Origin of the sequence: Flavobacterium saccharophilum (genome assembly GCF_900142735.1) — a bacterium.
Lineage (GTDB): Bacteria > Bacteroidota > Bacteroidia > Flavobacteriales > Flavobacteriaceae > Flavobacterium > Flavobacterium saccharophilum.
In genome coordinates this window covers 992146-1008268 of sequence record NZ_FRBY01000001.1, presented here as the reverse complement: position 1 = coordinate 1008268, position 16123 = coordinate 992146, and the positions used below count along the sequence as shown (strand labels likewise).

Genomic DNA, 16123 nt, shown 5'->3' with positions numbered 1-16123 from the left:
TTGAAAAAAATACTCCTTTTTCTTCTGCTAACTCTTGCTTTTACATCTTGTAAATCAACTTCAAATGCAGTAAGTAAAAAAGAAACAAAACGAGAAAATAAATACATTGTCAATCATTTAATTGAAAATGCAACTGATAATATTGGAGTAAAATACAAAGCTGGCGGAACTACAAAAAGCGGATTTGATTGCTCAGGATTAGTATTTACTTCTTTTGAATCTGAAAACATAAAACTACCCAGAAGTTCTTATGAACAATCTAAAGTTGGAAAAATAATCAATATTGATGATGCTCAAAAAGGCGATTTAATTTTCTTCAAAACCAATAAAAGCAAACAAATCAATCATGTTGGATTAATTACGGAAGTAAAATCAGACGAGATAAAATTTATCCATTCTTCAACTTCAAAAGGTGTCATAATTTCGTCGACAAAAGAGCCGTATTACAAAAATTCTTTTGCTCAGATTAACAGAGTTGTTGATTAATTAAAATATATTATTTTTCTTACAAATTTTTAATACTTTTATACAATGAAAGTATTAGATTTCCCTTTGGCTAAAATAACTTTTAGCTTCGTTTTTGGTATTATAGGAGCATATTACTGGATACCCCCGATTACAATTTCAGTATTATATCTTTTCGTCGGTTTATTATTTCTTTCCATTTTTTACCTTTTCTCAAAAAAGAATAAAAACCTAAATATATTCTTCGGATTAAGCACTTTTTATACTTCGTTCTTTATCGGTGTAATAGCTTTGTCAATCAATACAGATTCTCTTCAAGAGTCAAATTATATCCATTACAAAAATGCGTTTGAAAGCCCGCATTATATTAGTATAACCATCAGAGAAAAATCAAAAGGCAATGATTATAATGATCAATATATTGGTCTTATAAATCACATTGATAATAAATACTACTCTGGCAGAATCATTGTAAATGTAGCAAAGGATAGCATTAAGAATTCTTTATTTGTTGGAAACAGTATTCGTGTAAAAACTATTTTGCAACACAATAGCCTTCCAAAAAATCCAAATCAATTTGATTATGGAAAATATCTCGCTAACAAACAAATCTATGCTCAAATTTATACTTCAAAATTAAATATTGCCGTCAATACAAAGATCAAAAAAGATATCTGGTTTTATACGTCGCACTTACATTCGAGGATTATTTATAATCTGGAAAAGGCAAAATTCAACAAAACCGAAATGAACGTTGCACTAGCTTTAATTTTAGGTCAAAAACAAGAAATTTCATCAGAAATTAAACAAGATTATCAATATTCTGGGGTTACACATGTCTTGTCTGTTTCAGGGCTGCATGTTGGTTTTATAATGTTGTTTATATTATTCATTCTAAAACCTATTCAGAATACAAAAAAAGGCTCACTACTAAAATTAAGTACCATTATTATTTCATTGGCACTTTTTGCAATAGTTTCGGGACTCTCGCCGCCAGTATTACGATCTGTAGTCATGTTTTCGTTTTTAGCAATAGGAAGTCATCTGCATAGAAACAGCAATACCTATCACACTTTACTGGTTTCTATCTTACTGATATTACTCTTTGAACCTTATTTTTTATTTGACGCCCGATTCCAATTAAGTTATATCGCATTATTTTCGATCCTTTGGCTGCAGCCATTATTGAAAAACATTTGGCTCCCGAAAAACAAAATAGTAAAATATATCTGGGAAGCTCTTACCGTCTCATTCGCAGCTCAAATTGGTACATTCCCAATTTGCCTCTATTATTTTCATCAGTTTCCGGCACTCTTTTTTGTGACCAATATTCTAATTCTACCCGTGTTATCTTTTATAATGATAGTTGGCATCGTGGTAATGCTTATTTCGGTATTTATAAGCTGCCCCATAATTATAATTAAAATTTTTGAAAAAAGCATTTTTCTATTAAATCAGATTATTCATTATGTGGCTTCTTTCGAATCATTTGTAATTAAAAACATAAGTTTTAATTGCTATCACTTAATTTCTTTTTATTTGTTCTTAGTAGCAAGTATCATTTGGTTAAAAAAACCTGATCATAACAAACGTATTATTGTACTTGTCACTATAATTCTGGTTCAGATTTCTTTCATTCAAACTAAAAGAGAAATCGAAAGCAAGCATGAACTTATTGTTTTTCATTCCAAGAAAAAAACCTTAATTACGGAAAGAAGAGGTAAAAACACGATACTTTTCACAAATAATCTGCAATACGAAAAAGAATCAAAAAACGACGCTTTACAAGTCTATTTAGTTGCCAATTTTGGAGTTTTGAAATCGATAAATAAAATTAAAAATGTATTATTTTTTGATGGGAAGAAAATTTTGCTGATAGACAGTTCCGGTACCTACCCTAAGAAAATTAAACCAGATATCCTGATATTGATAGCGTCTCCAAAAATAAACGCAGATCGCGTATTAGAAGACTTACATCCAAAGATAGTTATAGGAGATGGTACAAACTCGTATTCATTTCAACAACAATGGAAAACTTCCTGCTATAAAAAAAGAGTCCCTTTTCACTCTACAAATGAAAAGGGATTCTATAGATTAAACTAAAAAAATAATTAAAATATTATTCACTTGGATGTAAAAGTGCATTCGATTCTGCTATCCATGCTTTTGCTCCACCTGGCTTATAGGCAATTTTTCCCAAAGCACTAAAAGTAGTTTTGGTTTTACGGATTGATGCCAGTGCAAAACAAACTTCAGGCAGTTCTTCAACGCCAAAAGCATTTTTAAGTTTTACGTTTTGTTCTCTATCACTATCTGAAGCAGATGAATCAGACAAATCAAGCTTCACTAAAATGACGTTATCACGTGACCAAACAGCAAAGTCTGGTGTTTTGAAGATTTCATTTTGAAGATTTTCCGGTACACCTGAGGCAGTGAATAAAATTAACATTGGTTTTCTCTGTTCATTACTAATTGCGATTGCATCAGTCATATTAGTTCTCCAAACTAAATTCTGAGCATGCGTAAAAAATGAACCTAAAAAAAATAGTAGGATAAGTAATTTTTTGGTCATATTATCTTGGTTTTGGTTAGATTAGTACGACGAAATTAACATAATATTTTAATTTTCCAATTTTAATTAATACAAAAAATACATTATGTGTTTTTTTACTTATAAATAAATATTAAATCAACAATTTGAAACAAAATTAAAGACACCTTTTCTTACTAAACAAAAAAAATCCCCATACATAGTATAGGGATTTCACATGTTTTATTAAAAAAATTATCTATTAAGATTTTTTCGGATTTACAATTCCATTAGCAACTGCTAACCATGCTGTTGGACCACCAGCAACATAACCTGTTTGTCCCAGACCTTTAAAATTTACTTTTCCGTCTATTGCTTCTGCACTTGTAAAATAGATCGTAGGAAACCCCTGAATTCCGAAAGCTTGTTGCAATTCGTTATTCTGATTTTTTATTTCCGGAGCCTGAGGTGTTCTTCTCGGGTAATCCAATTCAACTAAAACTACATTTTCAGCTGCCCATTTTGTAAATTCAGGCGTTTTTAAAACTTCATTTTGCAAACGAATACACCATCCACACCAATCGCTTCCTGTAAAAAACATCAACATTGGCTTATGTACCTTATTACTTTCAGTAATAGCTTCTCTTACATCTGTATACCATTTTAGCTCCTGTGCCTGTATTGAAAAAACACCAGTTAAAAACAAGGTAATCAAAAATATTTTTTTCATGCTGCATTAATTTTCTACAAATTTAAACAAAATATCTATTGCTAAATGTCGCCTATTTTACTTCTTGCATTAATTTTTTGATTAACGGCATAGCAATTATTAAAACAACACCGGCAATTACTGCATAAATTGCCAATTGATAATATCCATCAGTATAAGCAATCAACTTAGACATTAAAGTAGTTCCAGTATTTGCATCTGACATTTCAGCTCCTAATTTACCTGCAGCAAACTGACCGAATGCGCTTGATAAAAACCATAATCCCATCATCATTCCAAACAATCGCTTAGGAGATAGTTTAGTAATTACAGACATTCCGATTGGCCCAATGCATAATTCTCCAAGCGTATATAAAAGGTATCCTAAAGCAAAAACATCTAGAGAACTTAATCCATCTTTATTTACAAAAAATCTGGCAGCATAAAAAATAAAGAATCCTGCAGCCAGTAAAAGAAATGACAAACCAAATTTAATAATCGTATTTGGCTCAATTTTTCGCTTAGCCATATATATCCATAGGAATCCAACTAATGGGCTAAAAATAATAACATATAATGAGTTTATACTATTATTTACCACATTTGGATCAATGTTAAAAAACAACAATTTAGTAGATAAATTATCTTTTGCAAACAAGGACAACGAACCACCTGATTGTTCTGAGATAGCCATAAACATAAAATATGCAAAAATAAAGATAAATGCCGCCAACAGCTTAAGCTGTTGCTTGCTCTCTTTAATCATTATTAATTCATATAAAAAATATACTAAAGCCAAAATCCCTATCGTATACATAAAATACTCTGTATAATCAGAATTTATAACCATTATGTAAACAAACGGAATTATAACTATAGAACCTGCATAAACTGCGATTTCGTAAAGATTTCGTTTTTTAGCTGTCTGTTTTTCTAATGGAGAATTTCCAATTGGGGCAAGATATTTTTTCGTCAAAAGAAAAGTTGCAACACCAATAATCATAACAATTGCTGCGGAAAGGAAACATAAACTCCAGGAATAGTTTTTTCCTAAATAAATAGGAATAGCACCTCCCAGCATTCCGCCAATATTGATTCCCGCGTAAAACAATCCGTAACCTGCGTCACGGCGTCCATCATTTTCGTGATACAACTCCCCAACCATTGAAGAAACATTTGGCTTAAAAAAACCAGTTCCAATAATAGAAAGTGTTATACCATAATAAAAGAAATCATGCGGATTTGCAGCAATCAGTAAATTACCCAAAATCATAACGATCCCTCCAAAAAGAAGAGACTTCTTAAAACCTAAAACTTTATCAGCAAAAATTCCCCCAATAAATGTAAAAGCATAAACAAATGCCTGCACAGCACCATATTGAAGATTTGCTTTCCCTTCAACCAAACCTAATTGATCTACCATGAAAACTGCTAAAACACCTCTCATTCCGTAGAAGCAAAAACGCTCCCACATTTCAACCAAAAACAAGTACCACAATTGCTTTGGGTAATTCCCTTCAAAATTTTGTATTTGTTCTAGAGTAATTGTATTGTTTTCCATATTATCTAACACCGTGCATCATTTTTTTCAAGAACGGAGTCAAAGCAAACAATATAATTGCCGCGATACCAGTAAGAACCACAAATACCATAAAGAACTCATATAAGTTATGAATTTCAAATCCGGCAAAAAAGTGGTTATGAGCACTAATTTGGTGTTGATCCAATAAAGCTAATTGCTCAGGAGTTGGTGTAATTTTGTTGTCTAAAACTGCCTGAAGATCGATACCTAATTCTTTTGCTTTTGCAAATTTATCTCCAGTTGCAGGCAAGATAGAACCTAAAGTCCCTCCTAAAGCATAACCAGAAGCATTTGACAAAAAGAATACTCCATATAATAATGATGCAAAACGTTTTGGAGATAATTTACCTACCAATGACAAACCAATTGGAGACAAACATAACTCAGCACATGTATTTAAGAAATATAATAAGATAAGCCATTTTACCAATAACAAACCAGAAGTTCCAATGTAAGAAACCTGAGTCGCAATCATGAAGAAACTAATCGAGATTATCACTAGTCCTGCAGCCAATTTTACCGGAGAAATAGGCTCTCTGTCTTTTGCTCTAAGAGTATCCCATAAAATACTAAAAGGAACCGCCATAATTACAACAAATAGTCCATTAAAAATCTGAACCATTGATGGAGGCATTAGAAAACCAAAGAAGTTTCTGTCTGTTTGATTATCTGCAATAAAAGTTAACGACGAACCAGCTTGCTCAAAAGCCGCCCAGAAGAAAATAATAAAGAACGAAACGATATAAATTACAATAATTCTGTCTCTTTCAATTTTAGTCAATGAAGTGTCAGAAATAATTAATCCTGCCAATGACAATCCACTAGAATAAATCAAAGTATAAATCAAATTCTGACCTACAACATAATGAAAAAAGAATCCTAATGCAATAAATGCTAGTCCTGCAATTACCAAAGCTTTATTTGAAAAATTAGCTTTTTGCGCCTCTCCTTCTTCAAAGTCTGATGCTTCATTTTTAGAAGGCAAACCTCCCAATGGTCTTCCCTCAGGAGAAACCACATATTTGTTTTTCAAAAAGTAAAAAAGAACTGTTCCGATAAGCATAGCTAAAGAAGCTGCCATGAATCCCCATCTAAAAGCATGGATATCTCTAATACCACCAGCATCCTTAACATCTCCCAACAAAGGACAAATCGACTGACCTAAGAAAGCCCCGATATTGATTCCCATATAGAAAATAGTAAAAGCACTATCTAATTTTGTTTTCTCTTGTTTAGGATATAAACTTCCCACCATACTCGAAATGTTTGGCTTGAAGAATCCGTTACCAAAAACAATAACTCCTAAGGCAGAGTACATAATAATTTTAGCCAAAGGCAAATTACTTTCAAAAATACTTCCGCTGGTAAATAACAACATTTGTCCTGCTGCCATTAATAATCCACCCAATAATATACAATTTCTATTTCCTAAAAAACGATCTGCTACAAAACCACCCAACATTGGCGTTAAATAACAAAGCCCAAGGAAACCACCATAAATCAATGAAGCTTCTTCTTCCTTCATTAATAATGAGTTCACAAGAAATAAAGTCAATAAAGCTCGCATTCCATAAAAATTGAATCTCTCCCACATCTCCGTTCCAAACAATACCCAAAGTCCTTTTGGATGCGCAGTTTTTACTTGAGTTTCTCCCATCTTATTCATTATTTGTTTAAGGTTAATAAAGTTATTCTATAAATTTTCTTTGATAAAATTAGTCATTTTATTATAAAGCTGAATTCTGGTCTTTCCGCCAAAAATACCATGATTTTTATCCGGATAGATTTGAGACTCAAACTGTTTGTTTGCCTGAATCAAAGCCTCCATCATTTGCATAGAGTTTTGAACATGAACGTTATCATCTGCTGATCCGTGAATCAATAAAAACTTACCTTTTAATTTATCAACGTGATTTATTGGAGAATTTTGATCATAACCACTTGCATTTTCCTGTGGAGTCTGCATGTATCTTTCTGTGTAAACGCTGTCATAAAAACGCCAGTTCGTTACCGGAGCAACTGCAATTGCCATTTTGAAAACATCATTTCCTTGAAAGATACAGTTTGAAGACATAAAACCTCCATAACTCCATCCGAAGATTCCAATTCTTGAAGCATCAACATACGGATAAGCTCCAATCACTTTTGCAGCATCAATCTGATCTTCAACTTCATATTTCCCAAGTTCTTTTTGAGTAACTTTTTTGAAATCAGCACCTTTAAAACCAGTTCCTCTACCATCTACACAAGCAACAATATAACCTTGTTGAGTAAGCGATATAAACCAATAATCATCAGAATTATTCCAATCGTTGTTTACTTGTTGAGATCCAGGACCAGAATATTGGTACATGAAAACAGGATATTTTTTTGAAGGATCAAAATCTTTTGGCTTTAAAATCCATGCATTAAGCTCATTCCCTTTAGCTGTTTTTAAAACAAAGAATTCTTTTGCAGGAAGATTATATGCCTTTAATTTATCAGCAAGAGCCTGGTTGTTTTCGATAACCTGAATTTCTTTTCCGGTTTTTGCCTCATTTAAAGTATATGTTGTAGGCTGTAAATTACTTGAGAAAGTAGTAATGAAATATTGAAAATTAGGACTAAAAGTTGCTGCGCTTGTTCCAACTTTTGAAGTTAAACGTAATTTATTTTTTCCGTCTAAACCAATTCTGTAAATATCTCTGTTGATTGAACCATTTTCTGTAGATTGATAGAAGATAGTTTTAGTTTTTTCGTCGAAGCCATAGTATGAAACAACTTCCCAGTTCCCTTTTGTAACCTGATTTTTAAGTTTTCCGGTTTTATCGTAAACATAAATATGATTAAAACCGTCTTTTTCACTTGTCCAGATAAAACTATTATCCTTTAAGAAAGTCAAATTATCTGTAACATCAACGTAAGCTTTGTCTTTTTCATTTAAAACTACTTTTGCAGCAGCTGTCGTTCCGTCTACAAATAGTAAATCAAGATTATCCTGGTGGCGATTTAAAACCTGAGCTGACAATACATTATTATCATTTGTCCATTGTAACCTTGCAATATAGAAGTCATTATAATTTCCTAAATCAACTTTTTTAGTTGCATTTGCAGCAGCATCATATATATGCAATGAAACTACTGAATTTTTTTCTCCTGCTTTTGGATATTTAAATGTTTCAACTGTTGGATATAAATCTTTTTTAAAGATTGACATTGAAAATTCAGGAACTGCACTTTCGTCGAAACGAATATAAGCTAATTTTTTACTGTCTTTACTCCAGTCAAAAGCACGTACAAATGCAAACTCTTCTTCATATACCCAATCCGTAATACCGTTAATTACGGCATTTTTCTTTCCGTCTGTAGTAACTGCTGTTATTTTTTTAGAAGCTAAATCGTATACATAAAGATTATTTTCTCTGGCATAAGCAATTTTAGTTCCGTCAGGCGAAAAAGTTGGTTCCTGAACCTGAAAATCAAAAAGTTTTATTAGTGATTTTGAAGTAATATCATATAAAAAATAATCTGCCGTAAAAGAGTGACGGAAGATTCTATTGGTATTACAAGCAATTAGAATTTTCTTTTCTGAGGCATCAAAAGTATAACTGTCAATTCCAGTCGAAAGTTCCTTATGATTTTTTGTATCTATCAAATTAGATACTTTTTTTAAGGTTGCAAAATCATACAAATCAATCTGCATGCTTTTACTAGCCTGATCAACATTCAAAACAGTGTATTGATCTGTATTTTTTAAGGATTGCAATTCATCCATTCCTTTTGCCCGGAATGTCCCGCCATAAATGTTTTCGACAGTAATTTTTTGTTGTCCAAAGACAGTAGCGACTAAAAATAAAAGTACTACCGTTATTTTACTTGTATTCATTATAATTATTTTAAATATAAAAAGAGCCCAATTTTAGTAAAAAAAATAAACATAATACACATTTTAAGTGTTAAATGTTAAAAAAAATAACGATTGCGTACTTTTCAAACTTTAAATAGATTGCAAACAAAACTCTTAAATTGGTATCTTTGTCAGCACATTATTATTTAATATACTGAGAATGAACAACGCTGTTGCCGGATTTTCGAAATTATCCAAAAAAGAAAAAATAGACTGGATCGCAAATGAGTATTTTTCAACTCCTGAAGAAGCCCTAAATATTATAAGAAATTACTGGAATTCAGACGACAAGCTTCAACAATTGCATGATGAATTCATCGAAAACACCATCACAAACTTCTATATTCCGCTCGGAGTTGCTCCTAATTTTTTAATCAACGGAAAATATAAAACGATTCCAATGGCGATTGAAGAAAGTTCCGTTGTTGCAGCAGCTTCAAAATCAGCAAAATATTGGTCTACACGTGGCGGATTTAAAACAACTATAATTAATACAGAAAAGATTGGCCAGGTACATTTTACATTCAATGGAGACGCCGATAAACTACAATCTTTCTTTGATCAAATAAAATCAAAATTCTTTACTGACACGCAAAGCATTACCAAAAATATGCAGCAACGCGGAGGTGGAATTTTAGACATCAAACTCAAAGACAAAAGAAGTTTACTTGAAAATTATTTTCAACTGCATGCTACTTTTGAAACGAAAGATAGCATGGGAGCCAACTTCATAAACTCCTGTCTGGAACAATTTGCTACGACTCTAAAAGAAGAATTTCAGCAGTCTGATCTCTTTTCAGATGACGAAAGTATTAAAGTAATTATGAGCATTTTGTCCAATTATGTCCCTAATTGCCTTGTAAGAGCTGAAGTTTCCTGCTCTATTGAGGATTTAGCCGAAAAACATATTACTAATCCGCAGGATTTCGCAGAACGTTTTGTTCAGGCGGTTCAAATTGCAGAAGTTGAGCCTTTTAGAGCCGTAACCCACAATAAAGGTATTATGAACGGGGTTGATGCCGTGATTCTGGCTACAGGAAATGACTTCAGAGCGGTTGAAGCAGGTGTTCACGCTTATGCTTCTCGAAATGGTCAATACTCGAGTTTATCACATGCCAAAATAGAAAACGGAATATTCACTTTCTGGTTAGAGATTCCACTTGCTCTAGGAACTGTTGGCGGACTTACTTCTTTACATCCCTTGGTAAAATTATGTTTAGAAATGCTTGAAAAACCTTCGGCACAAGAATTAATGGAAATTGTTGCCGTTGCTGGACTGGCACAAAATTTTGCTGCATTACGCTCGTTAACGACAACAGGAATTCAGGAAGGACATATGAAAATGCACTTAAATAACATCATTAATCAATTTGAAGCCACTGATGAAGAACGTCATTTAATTAAGGCACATTTCAAGAAAAATACCGTATCTCATAGTGCAGTAGTTGAATTTATTGAAAACATAAGAAAATAACTGGATCGAAAAATTCCAAATATTAAAATTTAAATAAATTCCAAATTCCAACCCTACAGTAATTGGACTTTGGACTCGAGCACTAGCGAACAGGCGAAGCAATTTTAAAAATATTTGAATTTCCTTGAAATAAATATAGAATGAAAACAACCTTTTACAGCAATGGAAAACTTTTAATAACGGGAGAATATTTAGTTTTAGATGGAGCAAGAGCTTTTGCTTTACCCACAAAATTCGGTCAAAACTTAATCGTAAAAGAAGGGCAAAATCAGGAAATTATTTGGAAAAGCTATAATTATGATGACCAACTCTGGTTTGAAGATGTTATTTATTTTTCTGAAATCATAAACAATGTAGAAGCAAAAACAGAAACCGTTAAAACGACATTGATTACTATATTACATGAAGCCTATCTTTTAAATGCCGATTTCATAAATAAAAGTGAAGGATATGAAATTAGTACTCATCTTACATTTCCGAAAAACTGGGGATTAGGCACATCTTCAACACTATTAAACAATATAGCACAATGGACCAAAATTGATGCTTATACACTGCTTAAAAACAGTTTTGGAGGCAGTGGATATGATATTGCGTGTGCTCAAAACAACACACCAATTGTCTATCGACTTGAAAAAAGTTTGCCAATCGTTGAAAAGGTAGCATTTAATCCTGAATTTACTAAAAACATATTCTTTGTTTACCTTAACAAGAAACAAAGCAGTAAAGTAGCGATCACCGCTTATTACAATAATAAAAATGAAAATTTATCTGAAAACATTCAGGATAACAATAAGATCACCAAAGCTATTCTCGAAGCAAAAACACTTAACGAGTTTGCTCATTTTGTGGAAAAACACGAAATTCATTTAAGCAATATTCTTGAACTGGCAACAATTAAAGAAATCGCTTTTCCAGATTTTAATGGCGTGGTGAAAAGTCTTGGTGCCTGGGGTGGTGATTTTGTTATGGCAATTTCAAAAGAAAATCCAAAGGAATATTTTATAAGAAAAGGATACGAAACGATCCTGACTTATGATGAAATGATTTTGCAATCTTAAAATCTCAACAATTATTCTAAAAACAAAAAAGTGAATTTAATAATTCACTTTTTTGTTTTTAATATCTTTTGTCTCTAAACGACGAACCTTTTGACTTTCCTGCTCATTAGATTCAATTAGCGTATTATGCAAACGCTCTGCCATTTTTTCTATGCTATTATTAATGGAATCATATACCAATTCCATTCTTCGATGTTTCTCTTCTTTTACCGCTTTTAAGACATCTTCAACAAAAGTCTTATCGTACTTTTCAGCAACCGAATCACGAGTATTAGTTAGCCTGATAACATAATCGTTACTTAAAATAGTCACTTTAAAATGCTGTTCTTCGTTACTTAAATAGTACTTGCCTCCTAGCTCATCGACATTAATGTCGGTACTGCTCACTTTTAAAAGTTCCGTTATTATTCCATAAATATGGTTCTCTATTTTGGAATATACTCTAGGCTTTCTTTTAAAAAAGTTAAACACAAAAAACATTAAACACTTGATTATTAAGGTAATTTTTTGTCATTTTTCCACACATTTTAGTTAACATTCATTAAATCAAATCTAATTTCCTAAAACGAAAATTCGAGCAAATTAACTGTTAAATTTTTAAAATCACAAATTTTTCAAATTATATTTCGATTATTCCTATATAATTAAACAAAAAAATAAAAGTAATGATACTAATAACATATAAAATCAAAAAACCCGAAACATTAAAATGTTTCGGGTTTCATATGATAATTAAATACTAAATATTAGTAGTTAAATTGCAGTCTGTTATCTTCTATTTTAGCACTGTTTTTCAAAGCTGGTAAAATTCTGCTTCCATCAGATGCGCTTTGAGCTTTTACTTTAGCAACATATTCTGCATGGTTAGCAATTGCCGGAGCTTTTACAGTACTGATATTTTTTACAACATATACACCAGTATTACCTTCAATTGGAGCAGAAAGTTTGTTTGCAGTTAAAGCAAACGCATTTCCAACAACTTTTGGCTCTTGTCCAACTCCACCAGGTAAAACTGGATTATCCATAGTAACGTTTGTGGCTTGTTGAACAGCTACACCAGCACTTTTAGCAATAGCTTCAAGGCTTGATCCTGTCATTTTAGCTTTTAACATTTCAGCTTTTTTCTTGTTTTTCAAGATTGGTTCAACATATGGTCTAGCTAAAGTTACAGATACTAAACCAGATTTGTTTTCACTTTTATACTGAGCAATTACGTGACCAATATTAGCCAATTCAAAACGTTTTACATCTCCAATACTAGTTTCTTTATCAAATGCCCATCTTACGATGTTACGTTGGTTTCCTAATGGACCAAACGCTTCATCCATAGCTTTTGCAGTAACCGGAGCAGCAACTTTTAAACCTAATTCTTTTGCTGTAGCAGCAAAATCTTTATCAGCAGCATCCATTTCAAATTTAGTCGCCAATGTAAATACTTTATCAGAAGTAGCTTCAGATGGCTCAATTTTTTGAGCAATTGTAGCTAAACGAATTCCGTCTTGTTTATCAGTGATTTTAATAATGTGAAATCCAAAAGGAGTTTCTACCAAACCAACTTTTCCAATTCCGTTACTGAATACAAAATCATTGAAAGGTTTTACCATTTGGTTTGGACCAAAATATCCTAAATCACCACCTTGTTGTGCAGATGAATCATCAGAACTTGTAAAAGCCAACATCATGAAGCTATCAGGATTAGCCTGAACCTGAGCTAAAATTTCTTCAGCTTTAGCTTTAGCCTCTTCTTTAGTTCTTTTTTCTTTTTGGTTTGGAGTTTGAGATCCTTCGTAACCAATTAAGATATGACTAGCTTTTGCGTTTACTCCAGCTTTAAATCCTAAAGATTTAGAGATAGCATAGTATCTTCCAAAAACATAAGGTCCGTAAATTGCACCGGCTGGTAAGCTGAATAATTTATCAGCGTCTACCGCAGGCAAGCTATTTTTAGGTACATAAGTAGAATCGTAAGGAACATCAGAATTTGCGTTTACAAATTCAGCTACGTTAGTTGCATTTCTAAAACCAGCCAAAGTATCATTTTTACCAGTCTTAGCATTGTAAACAACGCTTCCGTTTAATAATCCAGTGATTTTAGCTTTAATTTCAGCTTCATCTTCTTTTGAAGCTTTGTCTTCAACTAAAACATATTGAATTTCACGAGTTTCATCCGCTTTGAATTTCTTCTCGTTTTTCTTCATATAATCAACAATTTCATCATCCGAAATTTTAACTTCACTATCTTTAATAGAAGAATACAATGCACCAGCATAAGCAAAGTTTACTTTGTTAGCTTCCATTTCGTATTTCAACTTTCCTTCACTAGCAGTTGTGTAAAGTCCAGATTTAACTAAAGTGTTGTAAATTTGATATTTTGCGTTTAATTCAGCATCTTTTTCTTTTTCAGAAATATATTGTGCTGCTTCAGGATTTGTTTTGAAATACTCTTTAAATTTCACAACATCAAACATACCTGCTGCATTTAAGAACATCGGGTTTTTTCCAATGTTAGGATCAGCTTTCAAAACTTCAAGTAAGTGTTTTTCACCAACTCTCAATCCTAATTTATCAAACTGAGCTGATAATAATGCGATTGAAACTTCTTGATCCCAAACTCTGTTTGCAGCTTCAGTGGAAGTTATCCCTTGCCCACTTTTTTCAACATTACTAACTTTAATTCTAAAGTCTTCAAATGAAATATCTTTTCCGTCGATGCTTCCCACATCCTTTGAACTTTGACTAAATGTCCCTTTACCGATTAGATCTTGTATTATAAATGCAAATAATGCAAGTGCAATAACTCCTATCAATAAAGCGGAACGCTGTCTAATTTTTGCTAAAACTGCCATTTTTATTATCGTTAATTTTATATTCAGTTTGCGAAAATACAATTATCTAGTTAATAACAATACAACTAGCAATTTATTTTGCACAATTTTTTTAATTAATAAAAGAAATCACTCTTTTATAGTCATTTTTACTAATTCAATTTTCTTATTTGTAGCTTCTTCTATCACAAAATGATACTGATCTATTACAATTTCTTCGCCTTTCTGAGGAATTTCCTTGGTAAAATTGACAATAAAACCTCCAAGAGTACCGTAGGAGTCTTCTTCAGGAATCATCAGTTTATAAGTCTCATTCAAATATTCCACATCTAATCTTGTAGAAAACAAATACTTACCCTCACCCAATTCCTGCTCAATTAGTTCTTCATCTAAATCATGCTCATCTTCAATTTCCCCAAAGAGCTCCTCCACAATATCCTCTATTGTAACAATTCCGGAAGTCCCTCCATATTCATCTAAAACAACGGCAACATTTTTTCTCTTTTTAATCAAGATGTTTAAAGCATCTTTTATCAAAATAGTTTCAGGAACAAACTCCACTGTCATCAAAACTGATTTAATTGTTTTTGGCTTTTTAAACAAATCAAATGAATGCACATATCCCACAATATCATCAAGGGAGTTTTGACTTACTACGATTTTAGAATAGCCTGTTTCTATGAAAAGCGCTTTTAAATCTGAAATACTGTCAAACAAATCAATATCAACAATTTCTGTCCGTGGCGTCATAATATCACGCGCTTTTACACCTGAAAACTCCAGAGCATTTTGAAAAATCTGAATTTCAGAATCCACTTCGTCATCATCTTCAACTGAATTCATTTGTTCGGTGATATAATTTCCCAGCTCCACTTTACTAAAATACAATTGCACCTGATCTCCTTCTGTTTTAAAAAATTTTCTCAAAACAAAGTCAGAAATCCAGATAAAAAAAGTAGAGATGTAATAAAATAATCTATAAAACAAATAAGCAGGAACAGCCAAAATCTTAATTAATGAATTGGCATAGATCTGAAAAAAAACTTTCGGAAGAAACTCCGCCGTAATTAAAACTATAAAGGTTGAAATAACAGTCTGAATCAACAAACTAGTTATATCTGAAAAATGATAACCTAACTTGGTGATACATCTTAAAACTACATCACCCATAAAAAAACCATAAATTACCAAGGCAACATTGTTACCAATTAGCATTGCGGCAATAAATTTTGAGGGATTTTCGGTAAGTTTCGTTAGAATTTGAGACGCAAAATTATCTTGTTTTTTTTCTATCCCAAGATAAATTTTGTTCGAGGAAATAAAGGCTATTTCCATTCCTGAAAAAAAGGCTGATAGTATTAAACAAAGTATTATAATACTAATTTCCATTTTTACTGTTTTTTATTACGATCATCAAATTTCTTGACAAATTTTCTCCTGAAGAAAAACATAAAAACTGCCATTCCGGCAATTATAAAGCTCAAAGCATAATTTTCACTACCTTCATTTAGCTTGATGATTCCATCGTAAATAAAGTAAACCGCAAATGCGATATAAACGTATTGTGTATATTTTAAGTAACCCATAATTA

The 16123-nt window shown here is 32.1% G+C and carries 13 protein-coding genes; 4 read left to right on the top strand and 9 right to left on the bottom strand.

The genetic code is table 11. The features are described from left to right. Together BUA98_RS04245 and BUA98_RS04240 are read left to right on the top strand one after the other, a co-directional pair. Positions 1-486 carry a C40 family peptidase gene (locus BUA98_RS04245; RefSeq protein ID WP_072970360.1) on the top strand — a complete coding sequence of 162 codons (486 nt, stop codon included), beginning with the start codon at positions 1-3 and terminating at the stop codon, positions 484-486. 45 nt (positions 487-531) lie between these two features. Beyond that, a complete protein-coding gene (locus BUA98_RS04240; protein ID WP_072970359.1) occupies positions 532-2568 on the top strand; it encodes a ComEC/Rec2 family competence protein in 2037 nt (678 codons plus the stop codon). 16 nt (positions 2569-2584) lie between these two features. Here the strand turns inward: BUA98_RS04240 and BUA98_RS04235 are convergent, their stop codons facing one another. The 5 genes from BUA98_RS04235 to BUA98_RS04215 form a co-directional block, all read right to left on the bottom strand. Next, positions 2585-3037 carry a hypothetical protein gene (locus BUA98_RS04235; protein ID WP_072970358.1) on the bottom strand — a complete coding sequence of 151 codons (453 nt, stop codon included), beginning with the start codon at positions 3035-3037 and terminating at the stop codon, positions 2585-2587. Between the two features lie 220 nt (positions 3038-3257). Further along, positions 3258-3725 (bottom strand): thioredoxin family protein, encoded by a 468-nt coding sequence (locus tag BUA98_RS04230; RefSeq protein ID WP_072970357.1) that lies wholly within the window; start codon positions 3723-3725, stop codon positions 3258-3260. Positions 3726-3777: 52 nt separating this feature from the next. After that, the gene (locus BUA98_RS04225; protein ID WP_072970356.1) at positions 3778-5265 is read right to left on the bottom strand and encodes a peptide MFS transporter; all 1488 of its coding nucleotides are present in this window, start codon (positions 5263-5265) and stop codon (positions 3778-3780) included. Between the two features lies 1 nt (position 5266). Continuing rightward, the gene (locus tag BUA98_RS04220) at positions 5267-6943 is read right to left on the bottom strand and encodes a peptide MFS transporter (RefSeq protein WP_072970604.1); all 1677 of its coding nucleotides are present in this window, start codon (positions 6941-6943) and stop codon (positions 5267-5269) included. A 36-nt stretch (positions 6944-6979) separates the two neighbouring features. Next, positions 6980-9151, bottom strand: coding sequence for a S9 family peptidase (locus BUA98_RS04215; RefSeq protein ID WP_072970355.1), 2172 nt, complete (start codon positions 9149-9151; stop codon positions 6980-6982). A 181-nt stretch (positions 9152-9332) separates the two neighbouring features. On the opposite strand from BUA98_RS04215, the gene BUA98_RS04210 reads away from it, so the two are divergent. After that, positions 9333-10646 (top strand): hydroxymethylglutaryl-CoA reductase, degradative, encoded by a 1314-nt coding sequence (locus BUA98_RS04210; RefSeq protein WP_072970354.1) that lies wholly within the window; start codon positions 9333-9335, stop codon positions 10644-10646. 140 nt (positions 10647-10786) lie between these two features. Next, positions 10787-11707 (top strand): GYDIA family GHMP kinase, encoded by a 921-nt coding sequence (locus BUA98_RS04205; protein WP_072970353.1) that lies wholly within the window; start codon positions 10787-10789, stop codon positions 11705-11707. Between the two features lie 36 nt (positions 11708-11743). On the opposite strand, the gene BUA98_RS04200 is transcribed toward BUA98_RS04205, so the two are convergent. From BUA98_RS04200 to BUA98_RS04185, 4 genes are all read right to left on the bottom strand, one after another. Next, complete coding sequence (locus BUA98_RS04200; RefSeq protein ID WP_244279166.1) at positions 11744-12094, bottom strand: hypothetical protein; 351 nt, start codon at positions 12092-12094, stop codon at positions 11744-11746. A gap of 359 nt (positions 12095-12453) precedes the next feature. Then, the gene (locus BUA98_RS04195) at positions 12454-14553 is read right to left on the bottom strand and encodes a peptidylprolyl isomerase (RefSeq protein ID WP_072970351.1); all 2100 of its coding nucleotides are present in this window, start codon (positions 14551-14553) and stop codon (positions 12454-12456) included. Between the two features lie 108 nt (positions 14554-14661). Beyond that, positions 14662-15921 carry a hemolysin family protein gene (locus BUA98_RS04190; RefSeq protein ID WP_072970350.1) on the bottom strand — a complete coding sequence of 420 codons (1260 nt, stop codon included), beginning with the start codon at positions 15919-15921 and terminating at the stop codon, positions 14662-14664. 2 nt (positions 15922-15923) lie between these two features. Continuing rightward, entirely contained in the window at positions 15924-16118 is a 195-nt protein-coding gene (locus tag BUA98_RS04185; RefSeq protein WP_072970349.1) for a hypothetical protein, read from the bottom strand. Positions 16119-16123 lie beyond the last annotated feature (5 nt).